Source organism: Phytobacter sp. V91 (assembly GCF_965644225.1).
Taxonomy (GTDB): Bacteria; Pseudomonadota; Gammaproteobacteria; order Enterobacterales; family Enterobacteriaceae; genus CBFFRJ01.
This window is the reverse complement of sequence record NZ_CBFFRJ010000049.1, coordinates 19,308-34,488: the sequence shown is the minus strand read 5'-3', so window position 1 is coordinate 34,488 and position 15,181 is coordinate 19,308. Positions and strand designations below refer to the sequence as shown.

Sequence of the window (15,181 nt, the reverse complement as noted above, 5' to 3'; positions counted from 1 at the left end):
AGTCAGTCCGTTAATTGCACTGACTTAATTAGATCAAAGTCCCGGCCTCACGGCCAGGACTTTGTCAGCAGTCTGAAGCCAACCCGTAGGTTGGCTTTTTGCGGTACGGAAGATTATTTAACAGCAATCTCGTGGGCGTTTTCATCGCTGCGGCAGTCGCCTTCAGCGCAGTGACCGTAGAGATAAAGACTGTGGTTCGTCAGACGGATACCGTGTTTAGACGCGATTTCACGCTGGCGAGCTTCAATGGAGTCATCACTAAATTCGATCACTTTGCCGCAATCAAGGCAAATCAAGTGATCATGATGATGTTGCTGAGTCAGTTCGAAGACAGATTTACCGCCTTCAAAATTATGACGGGTGACGATCCCGGCATCATCAAACTGGTTCAGTACACGGTAAACCGTTGCCAGCCCGATCTCTTCGCCCATATCAATCAGGCGCTTATATAAATCTTCCGCACTGACATGATGATTCTCCGGCTCCTGAAGAACTTCCAGGATTTTTAACCGAGGAAGCGTGACTTTCAGGCCGGCCTTCTTTAATGCGGTATTGTTGTCAGTCATGCGGAATCTGTCCTGTTGCTAAACAATTCGCTTCCCATCGGGAAGCTACTAAGGAATGCACTGGGAAATGCGTCTCATTATAGAACTGCCATGCCTAAATGAAAACTTCAAGCCCCCAAGTAAAGTAAGCGTATAAAACGTGGTATCGCCAGCAAAGTCATGCGCGATACCCATCTTAACCAGGCCATATTGTACAGTGCTGGCGGCAAAAGTTAAAAAAATGTAGCGATTATTTCCATTGGTTTAACCTATCAATAAAGCGCAACCCGCAGATCGCACCGAATATCATCAGGCATTGATGATATCGTTGAGGTTTAACTCTTCAGAAATCTGTTTTACCCATTTGTCAACACGCGCTGCTGTCAGTTCCGGCTGACGGTCTTCGTCAATCGCCAGGCCAACGAAATGGTCATCATCTGCCAGGCCTTTGGATGCTTCGAAGTGATAACCTTCAGTTGGCCAGTGACCCACAATCACCGCCCCGCGTGGCTCGATGATGTCGCGAATGGTACCCAGCGCATCACAGAAGTACTCGGCGTAATCTTCCTGATCTCCACAGCCGAACAGGGCGACCAGCTTGCCGTTAAAATCAATGTCTTCCAGCGTTGGGAAAAAGTCATCCCAGTCACACTGGGCTTCACCGTAATACCAGGTCGGGATGCCAAGCAGCAGAATATCGTAACCTTCCAGATCTTCTTTGCTGCTTTTAGCGATGTCATGGACATCTGCAACATCTTTACCAAGCTGAGCCTGAATCATTTTTGCGATATTTTCGGTATTGCCGGTGTCGCTACCGAAGAAAATGCCAGTGATTGCCATGAGTAAAATAACCTCTTGAAACTTAATGATATGGTGGTGGCGATTAGCCCACGGATAAGGGCAATCATAGCAGATCAGAGAAGCACGCGGAAACTGCAATCGCGCCAGACTGCACTCTGTGCAACATGAAAGCGTTATTCAGGCTTTGATTCAGAGGAATCTATGCTGTTCAGCGTCTTAAGCTGCTCCAGCAACATCTCTTCGATGAGTTCGCTGCGGCTCATTTGACGGGCGTCCGCCAGGGCGTTTAATGCATCAACGGCCTCAGCATTAATTTTTAATTCGACACGCTTAAGCCCACGAAATTTATCGCGTTTTAACTGATTGCGTTTATTGATGCGCAATTGCTCGTCGCGAGAGAGCGGATTGGTCTTGGGACGTCCCGGGCGACGCTCATTCGCGAACAGATCTAGTGTCGTGCGGTCCGTTTGTTCTTTAGCCATGATTTAAGGATACTACGGGAAATACAAGCAATCGGGTCGTTGCCCGGGCTGATTAGCGCGCCATCATACATCAGGCTTGCGGGGACGCCAATGCCCGGGCGCGTTCTGGCAACCGGTCGCCGGGTTTTTAATCAGTTATGCGTTATCAGCAAGATAACGACGGATGGCGCGCAAAACCGCCTCGGGTTTTTCTGCATGTACCCAATGCCCGGCACCCGCAATCACATGGGCTTTCGCCTGCGGGAACTGTTTAAGCAGCGGCTGTCGGTACTGTTCCGTCACATAAGGTGAATTGCCGCCAGGAATAAACAGGGCCGGGTGCTCCCAAGCCGGAACCTCTTCCCATCCGACAATGTGAGGATACTGCTCCCAGAGTACCGGGACATTAAAGCGCCACTGACCGTCAACGAAAGATTTCAATAAAAACTGAATGACGCCTTCTTCATCAATCACGTTACGCATCACCGCCGCCGCCTGCTGACGGGTTGCGGCCTGCGCTGCGGTGACGGCATTGATCGCCGCAAATATTTCATCGTGGCGACGCACCGCATAATCGACCGGCGCGATATCGATAGCGACTAAACCGGCCATACGCTGTGGAGCAAGCGCGGTTAAGGCCATCACCGCTTTTCCCCCCATCGAGTGGCCGATAAAGGTGGCGCGTTCAATAGAGTGCGCATCCAGCGTGTCCAGCAGATCCTGCGCCATGGCCGGATAATTCATCTCGGGCGAACGTGCTGAAAGCCCGTGGTTACGCATATCAACCTGAAGAATATCGTGGTCAGCGACCAGCTCGCGGGCGAGGATGCCAAGGTTATCCAGGCTACCAAACAGACCATGGACCAGCACGATGGGAGAATTGTTGTTCGATTGTTGTGCAGATTGCGCTCGGGTATTCAATTTCATGGCAAAGTTCTTTTTTTCGCTCTTACGGATTAGAGTATTATGTTGAACATTCTACCGCACGGCTGCAAGGTTCAGACAGGATCTAACTTCGTAGCACTCAGGTTTAGCGCTATCCGCTGTTGAGATTTGACTTTATAATCTCAATGACTTGTATTCAGATAAGACACTGCACTGGATTAAAATGAAAACAATTGAAGTTGATGACGAACTCTACAGTTATATTGCCAGCCACACGAAGCATATTGGTGAGAGCGCATCCGACATTTTACGGCGCATGTTGAAATTCTCCGCCACTTCTCAGCCTGCAAGCACGCTTCCTGCTGTTGTAAAAGAAACCCCTGTTGCGCCGAAGACTGAAGAGGTCAAACCGGCTAATACGGCAAAAGATAAAGTGCGTGCCGTGCGCGAGTTACTGCTGTCTGATGAGTACGCCGAGCAGAAAAAAGCGGTGAACCGCTTCCTGCTGGTGCTCTCTACTCTCTATTCTCTGGACAACAACGCTTTTGCAGAATCCACTGAATCTTTGCATGGGCGTACCCGCGTATACTTTGCCTCTGATGAGCAGACCTTGTTGCAAAACGGCAATCAGACAAAGCCAAAACAGGTGCCAGAGACACCATACTGGGTCATCACTAACACCAATACGGGTCGTAAATGCAGCATGGTGGAGCACATCATGCAGTCAATGCAGTTCCCGGTGGAATTGATTGAAAAGGTTTGCGGCACAATTTAATCCTTGCATATAAAGGACCAGGCAATGGCTAACCACGAACGTGCGGGGCACCCTGCGCAACAGAGCGATTTGATCAACGTCGCCCAACTTACCGCCCAGTACTACGTGCTGAAACCGGAAGTCGGTAACGCTGAGCATGCAGTAAAGTTTGGTACGTCAGGCCACCGCGGTAGCGCGGGGCGTCATAGCTTTAACGAACAGCATATTCTGGCGATTGCTCAGGCTATCGCCGAAGAGCGCGCCAAAAACGGTATCACCGGGCCGTGCTATGTGGGTAAAGATACCCACGCCTTGTCTGAACCTGCCTTTATTTCTGTACTGGAAGTTCTCGCTGCAAACGGCGTTGATCTGATTGTGCAGGAAAACAACGGTTATACCCCGACGCCTGCGGTCTCCAATGCCATTCTGGTGCATAACAAGAAAGGCGGCGCGCTGGCGGATGGGATTGTTATTACGCCTTCGCACAACCCGCCGGAAGACGGGGGCATTAAATATAACCCGCCAAACGGCGGCCCGGCTGACACCAACGTCACCAAAGTGGTGGAAGACCGTGCCAACGCGCTGTTGGCCGAAGGGCTGAAAGGGGTCAAACGTATCCCCCTGGACGCGGCGCTGGCTTCGGGTCATGTGAAAGAACAGGATCTGGTGCAGCCGTTTATCGAAGGGCTGGCTGATATCGTCGATATGGCGGCTATCCAGAAAGCAGGCCTGAAACTGGGTGTCGATCCGCTGGGCGGTTCCGGTATTGAGTACTGGAAACGCATCGCCGAATTCTACAAGCTCGACCTGACCATCGTGAACGACCAGGTTGATCAGACTTTCCGCTTTATGCACCTCGACAAAGACGGCGTGATCCGCATGGACTGCTCCTCTGAGTGTGCGATGGCCGGTTTGCTGGCGCTGCGCGACAAGTTCGATTTAGCCTTTGCCAATGACCCGGACTACGACCGCCACGGTATTGTCACTCCGGCCGGGCTGATGAATCCGAACCATTATCTGGCGGTGGCGATTGACTACCTCTTCCAGCATCGTCCGCAGTGGGGTAAAGAGGTTGTGGTCGGTAAAACCCTGGTCTCTTCCGCGATGATTGACCGCGTGGTCAACGATCTCGGTCGTAAGCTGGTGGAAGTACCGGTTGGTTTTAAATGGTTTGTTGATGGCCTGTTTGACGGTAGCTTTGGCTTCGGCGGCGAAGAAAGTGCCGGGGCTTCCTTCCTGCGCTTTGATGGCACGCCGTGGTCAACGGATAAAGACGGCATCATCATGTGCCTGCTGGCGGCAGAAATCACGGCCGTAACCGGTAAAAATCCGCAGCAGCACTATGACGAACTGGCTGCCCGCTTTGGCGCGCCGAGCTACAACCGTCTGGGCGCCAGCGCAACCTCAGCGCAGAAAGCGGCGCTGTCTAAGCTTTCTCCGGAAATGGTCAGCGCAAGTCAGCTTGCCGGCGACCCTATTACCGCGCGTCTGACCGCAGCTCCGGGTAACGGCGCTTCTATCGGCGGCCTGAAAGTGATGACGGAAAACGGCTGGTTTGCTGCCCGTCCGTCGGGTACGGAAGACGCTTATAAGATTTACTGCGAAAGCTTCCTCGGTGAAGAACACCGTAAGCTGATTGAGAAAGAAGCGGTAGAGATTGTCAGTGAAGTCCTGAAAAACGCCTGATGCATTAAGGCGTTGTTCCCAGGCCCGGTTAGCGTTTTCGCGACCGGGCTTTTTTACGTCGGTCCTTACAGCATAAAGCGGTAGCCAATACCGGTTTCGGTGAGTAAATGGCGTGGACGCGCAGGATCCGCTTCCAGCTTCTGGCGAAGATGCCCCATATAAATGCGCAAATAATGACTATGTTCAACCGCATTCGGCCCCCACACCTGGCTTAATAGCTGGCGCTGGGTGAGCACTTTCCCATGATTATTAACTAACACGGCGAGCAGACGAAACTCGATAGGGGTGAGATGCAGCTCTTCGCCATCTTTAACAATTCTGCGGCTGGCAAGATCAAGTTCAATACTGCCAAAGGTCACCCGCGGCGAGCTCTGCTGCGCTCCGGCATGGCGGCGCAATGCCACACGCAGGCGCGCCTGCAGTTCACCGATGCCAAAGGGTTTACTGAGATAATCGTCAGCACCGGCATCAAGGGCGGCAATCTTATCGCTCTCCTCGGTTCGGGCAGACAGCACAATCACCGGGATCTGGCTCCACTGACGCAAGTCGCGAATAAAATCGATCCCGTCGCCGTCCGGCAAACCCAAATCGAGGATCACCAGATCAGGTTTGCGGGTCGCCGTTTCAATCAGCCCGCGTTGTAAGGTGTCGGCCTCATACACCCGCAGCCCTTCAGCTTCCAGCGCGGTGCGCAGAAAGCGGCGAATGGCTTGTTCATCTTCGACAATAACAACGTTAATCACAGATCCTCGGGGAGGTCATCCAGTTGTGGTGGGGCATCCAGCGGCAGTGTAACACGAAAACAGGCACCGCCTTCCGGGCGGTTAGTCGCACTGATGGTGCCGCCATGGACCTCAACAATCGCCTTACAAATTGCCAGCCCCAGCCCTACGCCCGGAATGGATGACTCTTTATTGCCGCGGGCAAACTTGGCAAAAATCGCCTGCTCCTGCCCGGCGGGAATACCGGGTCCGTTGTCCCAGACCTCAAGGGTCAAGCGGGAGACTTCCGTCAGCGCGCGAATGCCAATCCCGGCCCGGGAGCCTGCATATTTCAGCGCATTCTCCAGCAGGTTGATCAGCACCCGTTCAAACAAGGGGCCATCCACATGGACCAGCATTAATGGATCCGGCAGGTTTAGCGCAATATGCCGACCGCCTGAACCAGGCTCCAGCATCCGCAATGCGCTGCCGACCACTTCTTCGAGGGTGAGCCATTCTTTCTTTAAATTAAAGCCCCCGGACTGGATACGCGCCATATCGAGCAAGTTGTTGACCAGACGGGTGGTATTAAGCACATGCTGGCGGATTTCGCTGGCCTGGAGGGCATGTTTTGAGCCTTCGCTGGCGAGATCCAGGGTCAGAATTTCGGCCTGACCGAACAATACGGTGAGCGGGGTGCGTAAATCGTGGGAGAGGGCGGCAAGCAGTGAGTTACGGATGCTCTCGCGCTCACTGGCGAAACGGGCTTGCTCTTCGCTGCTGATTAGCGCCTGGCGCTCCAGCGCGCTGGCGACCAGCAGGGTGAAGGTTTCCAGTAATCGCTGCTGTTCCGGCACCATCAGCAGGCGCAAATTCGCCGGTTCGACAATCACCAGCCCATGGGTTTTCTGCGCGCTTTTCAGCGGCAAAATCTGGTAAGGCACGCCGGGCAGGGTATCGGTACCCGCTCCAGCGGGCTGGCCTTTGTCAAAGCTCCAGCGGGCGATGGCGTCATCCCATGGCGTGGTGTTTTGCCCCTGGGTGACAGCCACCAGTTTGCCTGCGTCATCCGGCAATAAGACCTGGCTGCGGGCGTTGAAGGTTGAGCGAATAAAGGCTTCGCTGGTGCTGGCAATGTCGCCATCGCTACGACCGGATGCCAGCGCTTTCGACATCTCATACAGATGACGGGTGCGCTGCTCGCGATAGCGGGCTACACGCGCCTGATAGCGTACGCCAGCCGTGAGATTGCCGATAACCAGACCGACGGTAAGCATCACGCCGAAGGTCAGCAGATACTGCACATCAGAGACCGCCAGCGTGCCACGCGGAGCAATAAAAAAGAGGTCAAAACTGACCACGTTGATGACCGTAGCAAAGGCCGACGGCCAGCGACCATACAGCAGGGCGACCACCACCACACCCAGCAAATAGACCATCACCAGGTTGGCGGCATCGAAAGCCATCAGCCATTGCATTGCAATCAGTGTAATGGCGGCACACAGGGCGAGAGCCACCAGGCAGCCTTTTAGCTGCACCCGCCAGCGCTCCATAAACGAACGGCTGTCGGCTGGTCGCGAAGGCAGGGTCACCGGCGTATCGTCCGGAGCAATAATCAGCAGGTCAAGATCCGCCGCCCGCCGCGCCAGACGGTCAGCAAGCGACTCCCGGCTGAACCAGTTGCGTCGGGTTGGTCTGCCAATCAGAATTTTGCCGAGATTATGCTCCCGGGCGTAGCGCACAATGGCGTTATCTTCCGCGGTATCGGAAAGGGTCGCGGTTTCCGCTCCCAGCTCCTGAGCCAGATGCAGGGCGGCGAGGATCGCCCGTCGCTGCTGCTCAGGCAGTTTGTGCAGGGCGGGCGTTTCCACATAGACCGCATGCCAGACGCTGCCGAGCCTGGTTGCCAGTCGTGCGGCGGTTCGAATAAGCTTTTCATTGCCCTTACCGTGCCCGACGCAGAGCAGAATGGCGTCACGGGTATGCCAGACTTTTTCATCGCCAAGGCGATCGCGCCAGGCGCGCATCTGATCGTCCACCCGATCGGCAGTGCGGCGCAGCGCCAGTTCGCGCAGGGCGATAAGATTGCCTTTGCGAAAGAAATGTTCGATGGCGCGCTCAGCCTGGCCGCCGATATAGACCTTGCCTTCATGCAGGCGCTGGCGTAAATCGCCGGGAGGGAGATCCACCAGCACGATTTCATCTGCGGCATCAAAAAAGGGATCCGGAACCGTCTCACGCACCTGGATACCGGTGACGCCGCTGACCACATCGTTGAGGCTTTCCAGATGCTGAACATTTACCGTGGTCAGCACGTCAATGCCTGCTTCCAGCAACTCTTCCACATCCTGCCAGCGTTTCGGATGGCGGGTTCCAGGCGCGTTGCTGTGCGCCAGTTCGTCCATCAGAATCAAGGCCGGACGCCGGGCGAGGGCGGCGTCGAGATCGAACGCCTGAATCAGTCGCCCTCGGTGGGCAAGGCGTTTTGGCGGCAGTATCGCCAGACCGCTCAGCAGGGCGGCGGTCTCTTTACGGCCGTGTGTTTCTACCACGCCGATAAGCACATCCAGCCCCTGCGCCCGCTGCCGCTGGGCTTCCTGCAACATAGCAAAGGTTTTTCCCACACCGGCACAGGCGCCAAAAAAGATCTTCAGCTTCCCACGGTGAGTGGTTGCCGTATGTTCCAGTAACCTGTCGGGGTCCGGGCGCAAGGGCTCGTCTGTCATTGCTTAGTTATCCTTAAGTGCGTCCAGCGCCAGATTCAGCTCGACAATATTTACCACTGGCTGACCGATAAAATCCACCAGCGGTTTTTCCGTATGTTCCACCACCAGTTTCGCCACTGCATCACGGCTCAGCCCACGCGCCTGGGCCACTCTGGGGATCTGCCAGGCAGCGGCTGGCGGCGTCAGGTTATTGTCCAGCCCACTTGCCGAGGTGGTTATCAACTCCACCGGGACCACCGCCTCTGCCTGCGGGTTTTGCGCACGCAGTTCTGTCACCCGGGCGCTGACCTGCTTATCCAGCTCCGGATTACTCGCGGCCAGGTTACTGCCGCCGGAGGCCTGCGGATTATAGGGCGTATCCGCCGTGGCTGACGGTCTTCCATGGAAATAGCCTGGCGCGGTAAAGTTCTGCCCAATCAGGCGAGAGCCGCGCACCAGCCCGCTATCCTCGATCAACGAGCCATTAGCCTGGGCCTTAAACCACCATTGACCCAGGGCGGTGGTGACCAACGGGTAGAGGCCACCGGTGATGAGTGTCATCAGTAATAAGAGTAGAAAAGCCGGGCGAATCAAAGACATTTTTTATTCCTCTTACACAAGTTCTAACAGGGTCAGCAGCAGGTCGATAAGTTTGATCCCGATAAAGGGCACAACCAGTCCGCCCAGTCCGTAAATCCACAGATTGCGGCGCAACATCGCCGGGGCGCTCAGCGGCTTATAGCTCACCCCTTTCAGGGCCAGGGGGATCAAAAAGACGATGATCAGCGCATTGAAGACCACCGCGCTTAAAATCGCTGAGGCCGGGGAGTGCAGGTGCATCACGTTCAGCGCATTAAGCTGCGGATAAGTTGCAGCGAAGGCCGCCGGAATAATGGCAAAGTACTTCGCCACGTCGTTGGCAATACTGAAGGTGGTCAGTGAGCCGCGGGTCATCAGCATCTGTTTGCCAATATGTACCACCTCAATCAGCTTGGTGGGGTTGGAATCCAGATCCACCATGTTGCCCGCCTCTTTGGCGGCCTGGGTGCCGGAGTTCATCGCTACCGCCACATCGGCCTGGGCCAGCGCAGGGGCATCATTGGTACCATCCCCGGTCATCGCCACCAGTCGCCCTTCCGCCTGATACTGGCGAATCAGCGCCAGTTTGGCTTCCGGCGTGGCTTCAGCCAGAAAGTCATCCACGCCCGCTTCCGCGGCAATCGCCGCCGCAGTCAGGCGGTTGTCCCCGGTGATCATCACCGTTTTGATGCCCATTTTGCGCAGCTGGGCGAAACGTTCTTTGATCCCGCCTTTCACCACATCCTTAAGGGAGATAACCCCCAGCACCCGCGCCCCTTCCGCGACCACCAGCGGTGTCGCTCCCTGACGGGCGACGCGTTCAACCAGCGTATCGACTTCGGCAGGGAACTGACCGTTATTGGCGGCAATATGGCGACGAATGGCATCCACCGAGCCTTTGCGGATCATGCGGTCACCGACGTTAATCCCGCTCATCCGGGTTTGCGCAGTGAAGGGCACAAAGGTTGCCTGCAAACTTTGCACGTCCCGCTCGCGCAGGTTGAAGCGCTGCTTGGCCAGGATCACGATGCTGCGCCCTTCCGGGGTTTCATCCGCCAGTGAGGAGAGCTGGGCGGCATCCGCCAGGGTTTTCTCATCCACGCCGCTGGCAGGCAGAAACTCGGAGGCCTGGCGGTTGCCGAGGGTGATGGTGCCGGTTTTATCCAGCAGCAGCACGTCCACATCGCCTGCCGCTTCCACGGCTCGTCCGCTGGTGGCAATCACGTTTGCCCCCAGCATCCGGCTCATCCCGGCGACACCAATGGCAGAGAGCAAACCGCCAATGGTGGTGGGGATCAGGCAGACCAGCAGGGCGACCAGCACGGCTACGCTGACCGCTGTTCCGCCATACACCGAGAAGGGCCAGAGGGTCGCGGTTGCCAGCAGGAAGACCAGCGTCAGGGCGACCAGCAAAATGGTCAGCGCGATTTCGTTCGGGGTTTTACGCCGCTGGGCGCCCTCGACCATGGCAATCATGCTGTCGAGGAAGGTTTCTCCAGGGTTGACGCTGCACTGAATCACCAGCCAGTCGGACAGAATACGCGTGCCGCCGGTGACGGAGGCGAAGTCCCCCCCGGATTCACGAATGACCGGGGCGGATTCCCCGGTGATCGCGCTTTCGTCCACCGATGCGCCCCCTTCAATCACTTCGCCGTCGCAGGGGATAATGTCACCGGCCTCAACCAGCACCACATCACCTTTACGCAGCTCGGATGCCGGAACATGATCAATCTGCGCATCATGCTGCGGGGCGCGTAATTTACGGGCAAATGCCGTTTTCTTGACCCCTTTCAGACTGTTGGCCTGCGCTTTACTACGACCTTCTGCCAGCGCCTCCGCAAAATTGGCGAACAGCACGGTAAACCACAGCCACAGGCTGATGGCTCCGGTGAACCCGGCGCTACCCGCAAGATGCCCGGTTGCCATGGCGAGGGCCAGCATGGTGGTTAGCAGACTTTCCAGCCAGACGATAAACATCACCGGGTTACGCCACTGGGTATGGGGACTTAATTTGGTTATTGAATCTATCAGCGCCTGACGCACCAGGGTCGGTTCGAGCAGGGCCATGGGTTTACGACTCATCACTTATGCTCCACACAATCAGCGTAAAGAGAGATATTCCGCCACCGGGCCAAGGGCGAGGGCGGGAATAAAGGTCAGGGCGCCCACCAGCAGGACGGTGCCGATCAGCAGACCGATAAACAGTGCGCCGTGGGTCGGCAATGTTCCTGAGCTTGCAGGCTGGATCTTTTTCGCCACCAGCGATCCGGCAATCGCCATGACTGGCACAATGACGCCAAAGCGACCCACGAACATGCACACGGCCAGCAGACAGTTCCAGAAAGGAGAGTTAGCGCTCAGGCCTGCAAAGGCGCTGCCGTTATTGTTCGCCGCAGAGGAGACGGCATAGAGCACTTCGCTAAAGCCATGAATACCGGGGTTGAAAATACCGCTGCGCCCGGCCTCGGTCATCATCGCAAGGGCGGTGCCGAGCAGGACCAGGGCCGGCGTGACAAGGATCGCCAGCGCGGTCATTTTCATTTCACGCACGTCGATTTTTTTACCAAGATATTCCGGGGTGCGACCAATCATCAGCCCGGCAATAAACACCGCCAGCAGCACAAACAGCAGCATGCCGTAGAGACCGGAACCCACGCCGCCAAACACCACTTCACCTATCTGCATCAGCCACATTGGGATCATGCCGCCGAGCGCGGTAAAGGAGTCGTGCATGGCAATCACCGCGCCGCAGGACGCCGCAGTAGTCACTACCGCAAACAGGCTGCTGACCAGAACGCCAAAACGGCTCTCTTTGCCTTCCATATTGATGGCGCTATCGCCGCCGAGGGTGAGGAAATGCGGGTTACCCTGCCATTCCGCCCACATTACGGCAGCCGCGCAGATGACGAAGATGACCGACATTGCCCACAAAATGGCGTGTCCCTGGCGACGATCGCTGACGGCATCGCCAAAGGCAAAACAGAGCGCGGCCGGGATCAAAAAAATCGCCAGCATCTGCAGGAAGTTAGTCAGGGCGGTGGGGTTCTCGAACGGATGCGCCGAGTTGGCATTAAAGAAACCGCCGCCGTTGGTCCCCAGCATTTTGATGGCTTCCTGCGAGGCGACCGGCCCCATCGGCAGCATCTGCGAAACGCCTTCCAGCGAGGTAACAGGCTGATAAGGAAGCAGGTTTTGCAGCGCGCCCTGCTGAATAAATACCAGCGCGAGGACCAGCGACAGCGGCAGTAAGACCCACAACGTAATCCGCGTGATATCGACCCAGGCGTTGCCCAGCGTGTTAAGGCTATGGCGAGCAAAGGCGCGAGTCAGGGCGAAAATAACTGCGATGCCGGTGGCGGCGGAAAGGAAGTTTTGCACCGTCAGGCCGACCATCTGGCTGAAATAGCTCATGGTGCTTTCACCCGCGTAGGACTGCCAGTTGGTGTTGGTGACAAAGCTCACGGCGGTGTTCAGCGCCAGGTGCCAGGAGAGCCCCGGCAGCTTTTGCGGGTTGAGCGGCAACACGTCCTGCAACATCAACATTGCGAACAACAAGATGATGCCGAACAGGTTGAGCCACAGAATAGCCAGTAAGTACTGGCGCCAGCTCATCTCCCGGGTATCGATCCCCAGCATGCGCCAAATCCCGGATTCTATTCCCCTTACCAGAGGGAAAGGGGTTCCGGCGATCATTTTTGCCAGCACGCTGCCAAGCGGGCGGGCAAGAATAAACAGCACCAGCAGGAAGCTGGCTGTCAGTAAAAACGCCTGGGCCGTCATCAGAAGGCCTCCGCATTTAACAGGGCATAAACCAGATAGCCCAACAACAGGAAAACCAGCACGATACCGGTTATCACGCCTGCACTCACAATCCACCTCCAGGTGTTTTCATTGATTGCCGTGAGGTTAGGATTTTGCGTGCAAAGATTTCGCAAAAATCAGCGCAGGGGGTGTAAAAAAAGTATAAAAACCGATAAACCATAATTTAACTAATGGTTAGTATTGATTTAACTTTTCTGTAACTAAATTACGCTGCGAATGTAAATAAAGCTTAAATGGACAAAATTTAGTGGTCGGATGAGTAGTAAACTTACGAGCAAAGCGGTACTATTTTGACCAGATTCCAGTGTGTCCTCGCAAACAACCTTGTTTCGGGGCAAACAATTTTCCGGTGAAGATTACCGGCCAACGAAAAGGGGAGAGAATTATGGCTATCTATAAAGCGTTTCCAGTTCACATCGTATTAATGCGTCGTACTCTCGCTGTTCTGGCGGGTGTTCTGGCATTACCGGTGATGCTGTTCTGGAAAGACCGTTCACGTTTTTACAGCTATCTGCACCGTGTCTGGGCGAAAACCAGCGACAAACCGGTGTGGATGGATCAGGCCGAAAAAGCGACCTGCGATTTTTATTAATTAATCACACAGCAAACTATGTAAACCACCTCCGTACGCGGCGGTGGTTTTTTTTCATCTTAACCAGCGCCTTCCCCTCCGCTTCCCTTCATCGACCCCGCCAGACTTAGCGTAACTGTCGACGGAAGAAAAACCTCTGCTTGCACCTGTAACCGACCTTTAACATTATAGGGCTGGGTTTTCCTACGCTTATGTTCGGACATTGACAACCAGGAGAGTTATGACCACCCATCTGGTCTGGTTTCGCGCAGATTTGCGCATCCACGATAATCTTGCCCTTGCGGCTGCCTGCCGTCAGGGATCCGCTGCGGTAAAAGCCTTATTTATTGCCACCCCGAAACAGTGGCAGCAGCATGTCATGGCGCCGCGTCAGGCATCCTACCTTCAGGCTCAGCTTAATATGTTGCAGCAGGCGCTGGCGGAGAAGGGCATCCCCCTCATTTACCGGGAAGTGGCCGATTTTGCCGCCAGTGTGAACGTGGTGCGCGCGGTGTGCGAAGAGGAAAAGGTCAGCCATCTTTTTTATAACTATCAGTATGAAGTGAATGAACGATTGCGGGATGCCGCCGTTGAGAAAGCCCTGCCAGGCGTAGCCTTTCAAGGGTTTGACGACAGTGTGATACTGCCGCCTGGCAGCGTGGTGACCGGCAATCATGAAATGTATAAGGTCTTTACGCCCTATAAAAATGCCTGGCTGCGCCGGCTCAAAGAGGAGATGCCCGAATGCGTTGCGGCCCCGCGGGTACGGGAAACAGGAGCGCTTGAGGGCAAACTGCCGACGCTTGAATTCGACTATCCACAACAGCCTTTTGATCCAGCATGGTTCCCGGCGGATGAGAAAAGTGCGATTGGGCAACTGCGGCACTTCTGTCAGCATCATGCGGGTGAATATGAACAGCAACGGGATTTCCCGGCCATCGAGGGCACCAGTCGCCTGTCGGCCTGTCTGGTTATCGGCGTATTGTCGCCACGCCAGTGTTTACACCGACTGCTGGCAGAGCAGCCCGATGCGCTCAGCGGCGGTAACGGGTCGGTATGGCTCAACGAACTTATCTGGCGGGAGTTTTACCGCCACTTAATGACTTATCATCCTGATTTATGTAAGCATCGCCCTTTTATTCGCTGGACAGATAATGTCAAATGGCAGGAGGCGCCAGCGCTACTTCGGGCCTGGGAGCTGGGGCAAACCGGCTATCCGATTGTGGATGCGGCGATGCGTCAGCTCAACAGCACCGGCTGGATGCACAATCGCCTGCGGATGATTGTGGCCAGTTTTCTGGTGAAAGATTTGTTGATCGACTGGCGTAAAGGCGAGCGCTATTTTATGTCTCAGCTGGTCGATGGTTGCCTTGCCGCAAACAACGGCGGCTGGCAGTGGGCAGCCTCTACCGGCACCGATGCCGCCCCCTATTTTCGCATCTTCAACCCCACCACGCAGGGCGAGCGGTTTGACAGCGAAGGGGCGTTTATTCGTCAGTGGATCCCGGAACTGGCAGAGGTGCCCACAAAGGCCATTCACACTCCCTGGGCCTGGGCGGATAAAGCCGATATCTCCTTGTCCTATCCACGGCCTGTCGTGGATCACAAGCAGGCACGTACAGCCACGCTGGCGGCATATGAAGCCGCCCGTAAATCGTAAAGAGAGAGACG

The 15,181-nt window shown here is 55.6% G+C and carries 14 protein-coding genes; 4 read left to right on the top strand and 10 right to left on the bottom strand.

Going from position 1 to position 15,181, the window contains the following annotated elements:
- Positions 1 to 113: 113 nt before the first annotated feature.
- The 4 genes from fur to ybfF form a co-directional block, all read right to left on the bottom strand.
- Positions 114 to 566, bottom strand: coding sequence for a ferric iron uptake transcriptional regulator (fur, locus tag ACSZO4_RS12200; RefSeq protein WP_437889240.1), 453 nt, complete (start codon positions 564 to 566; stop codon positions 114 to 116).
- Positions 567 to 854: 288 nt separating this feature from the next.
- Positions 855 to 1,385: a flavodoxin FldA gene (gene fldA, locus ACSZO4_RS12195; protein ID WP_437889239.1), complete on the bottom strand. Its 531-nt coding sequence runs from the start codon at positions 1,383 to 1,385 to the stop codon at positions 855 to 857.
- 134 nt (positions 1,386 to 1,519) lie between these two features.
- The gene (ybfE, locus tag ACSZO4_RS12190; RefSeq protein WP_437889238.1) at positions 1,520 to 1,828 is read right to left on the bottom strand and encodes a LexA regulated protein; all 309 of its coding nucleotides are present in this window, start codon (positions 1,826 to 1,828) and stop codon (positions 1,520 to 1,522) included.
- Positions 1,829 to 1,963: 135 nt separating this feature from the next.
- A complete protein-coding gene (gene ybfF, locus ACSZO4_RS12185; protein WP_437889237.1) occupies positions 1,964 to 2,734 on the bottom strand; it encodes an esterase in 771 nt (256 codons plus the stop codon).
- Positions 2,735 to 2,915: 181 nt separating this feature from the next.
- On the opposite strand from ybfF, the gene seqA reads away from it, so the two are divergent.
- Together seqA and pgm are read left to right on the top strand one after the other, a co-directional pair.
- Positions 2,916 to 3,467: a replication initiation negative regulator SeqA gene (seqA, locus tag ACSZO4_RS12180; protein ID WP_437889236.1), complete on the top strand. Its 552-nt coding sequence runs from the start codon at positions 2,916 to 2,918 to the stop codon at positions 3,465 to 3,467.
- 24 nt (positions 3,468 to 3,491) lie between these two features.
- Complete coding sequence (gene pgm, locus ACSZO4_RS12175) at positions 3,492 to 5,132, top strand: phosphoglucomutase (alpha-D-glucose-1,6-bisphosphate-dependent) (RefSeq protein ID WP_437889235.1); 1,641 nt, start codon at positions 3,492 to 3,494, stop codon at positions 5,130 to 5,132.
- A 65-nt stretch (positions 5,133 to 5,197) separates the two neighbouring features.
- Here pgm and kdpE read toward each other — a convergent pair whose 3' ends face one another.
- The 6 genes from kdpE to kdpF are packed head-to-tail and all read right to left on the bottom strand — an operon-like array spanning position 5,198 to position 12,986.
- The gene (kdpE, locus tag ACSZO4_RS12170) at positions 5,198 to 5,875 is read right to left on the bottom strand and encodes a two-component system response regulator KdpE (RefSeq protein WP_437889234.1); all 678 of its coding nucleotides are present in this window, start codon (positions 5,873 to 5,875) and stop codon (positions 5,198 to 5,200) included.
- Positions 5,872 to 8,559 (bottom strand): two-component system sensor histidine kinase KdpD, encoded by a 2,688-nt coding sequence (gene kdpD / locus ACSZO4_RS12165; RefSeq protein WP_437889233.1) that lies wholly within the window; start codon positions 8,557 to 8,559, stop codon positions 5,872 to 5,874. The genes kdpE and kdpD overlap by 4 nt, the downstream gene beginning before the upstream one ends.
- A 3-nt stretch (positions 8,560 to 8,562) precedes the next feature.
- A complete protein-coding gene (gene kdpC / locus ACSZO4_RS12160) occupies positions 8,563 to 9,138 on the bottom strand; it encodes a potassium-transporting ATPase subunit KdpC (RefSeq protein WP_437889232.1) in 576 nt (191 codons plus the stop codon).
- Between the two features lie 12 nt (positions 9,139 to 9,150).
- Positions 9,151 to 11,199 (bottom strand): potassium-transporting ATPase subunit KdpB, encoded by a 2,049-nt coding sequence (gene kdpB, locus ACSZO4_RS12155; protein WP_437889231.1) that lies wholly within the window; start codon positions 11,197 to 11,199, stop codon positions 9,151 to 9,153.
- 18 nt (positions 11,200 to 11,217) lie between these two features.
- Positions 11,218 to 12,897: a potassium-transporting ATPase subunit KdpA gene (kdpA, locus tag ACSZO4_RS12150; RefSeq protein WP_437889230.1), complete on the bottom strand. Its 1,680-nt coding sequence runs from the start codon at positions 12,895 to 12,897 to the stop codon at positions 11,218 to 11,220.
- Positions 12,897 to 12,986: a K(+)-transporting ATPase subunit F gene (gene kdpF / locus ACSZO4_RS12145; RefSeq protein ID WP_437889229.1), complete on the bottom strand. Its 90-nt coding sequence runs from the start codon at positions 12,984 to 12,986 to the stop codon at positions 12,897 to 12,899. The genes kdpA and kdpF overlap by 1 nt, the downstream gene beginning before the upstream one ends.
- Before the next feature lie 338 nt (positions 12,987 to 13,324).
- Here kdpF and ACSZO4_RS12140 point away from each other — a divergent pair, with 338 nt between their 5' ends.
- Together ACSZO4_RS12140 and phrB are read left to right on the top strand one after the other, a co-directional pair.
- Positions 13,325 to 13,531, top strand: a complete 207-nt coding sequence (locus ACSZO4_RS12140; protein WP_437889228.1) for a YbfA family protein — start codon at positions 13,325 to 13,327, stop codon at positions 13,529 to 13,531.
- Positions 13,532 to 13,751: 220 nt separating this feature from the next.
- Positions 13,752 to 15,170: a deoxyribodipyrimidine photo-lyase gene (phrB, locus tag ACSZO4_RS12135; RefSeq protein WP_437889227.1), complete on the top strand. Its 1,419-nt coding sequence runs from the start codon at positions 13,752 to 13,754 to the stop codon at positions 15,168 to 15,170.
- The last annotated feature ends 11 nt before the right edge of the window (positions 15,171 to 15,181 follow it).

Coding starts and splice junctions, on each gene's coding strand:
- fldA (WP_437889239.1), bottom strand. CDS start 1,385: ATGGCAATCACTGGCATTTTCTTCGGTAGCGACACCGGCAATACCGAA.
- ybfF (WP_437889237.1), bottom strand. CDS start 2,734: ATGAAATTGAATACCCGAGCGCAATCTGCACAACAATCGAACAACAAT.
- fur (WP_437889240.1), bottom strand. CDS start 566: ATGACTGACAACAATACCGCATTAAAGAAGGCCGGCCTGAAAGTCACG.
- seqA (WP_437889236.1), top strand. CDS start 2,916: ATGAAAACAATTGAAGTTGATGACGAACTCTACAGTTATATTGCCAGC.
- pgm (WP_437889235.1), top strand. CDS start 3,492: ATGGCTAACCACGAACGTGCGGGGCACCCTGCGCAACAGAGCGATTTG.
- ACSZO4_RS12140 (WP_437889228.1), top strand. CDS start 13,325: ATGGCTATCTATAAAGCGTTTCCAGTTCACATCGTATTAATGCGTCGT.
- kdpA (WP_437889230.1), bottom strand. CDS start 12,897: ATGACGGCCCAGGCGTTTTTACTGACAGCCAGCTTCCTGCTGGTGCTG.
- ybfE (WP_437889238.1), bottom strand. CDS start 1,828: ATGGCTAAAGAACAAACGGACCGCACGACACTAGATCTGTTCGCGAAT.
- phrB (WP_437889227.1), top strand. CDS start 13,752: ATGACCACCCATCTGGTCTGGTTTCGCGCAGATTTGCGCATCCACGAT.
- kdpC (WP_437889232.1), bottom strand. CDS start 9,138: ATGTCTTTGATTCGCCCGGCTTTTCTACTCTTATTACTGATGACACTC.
- kdpB (WP_437889231.1), bottom strand. CDS start 11,199: ATGAGTCGTAAACCCATGGCCCTGCTCGAACCGACCCTGGTGCGTCAG.
- kdpD (WP_437889233.1), bottom strand. CDS start 8,559: ATGACAGACGAGCCCTTGCGCCCGGACCCCGACAGGTTACTGGAACAT.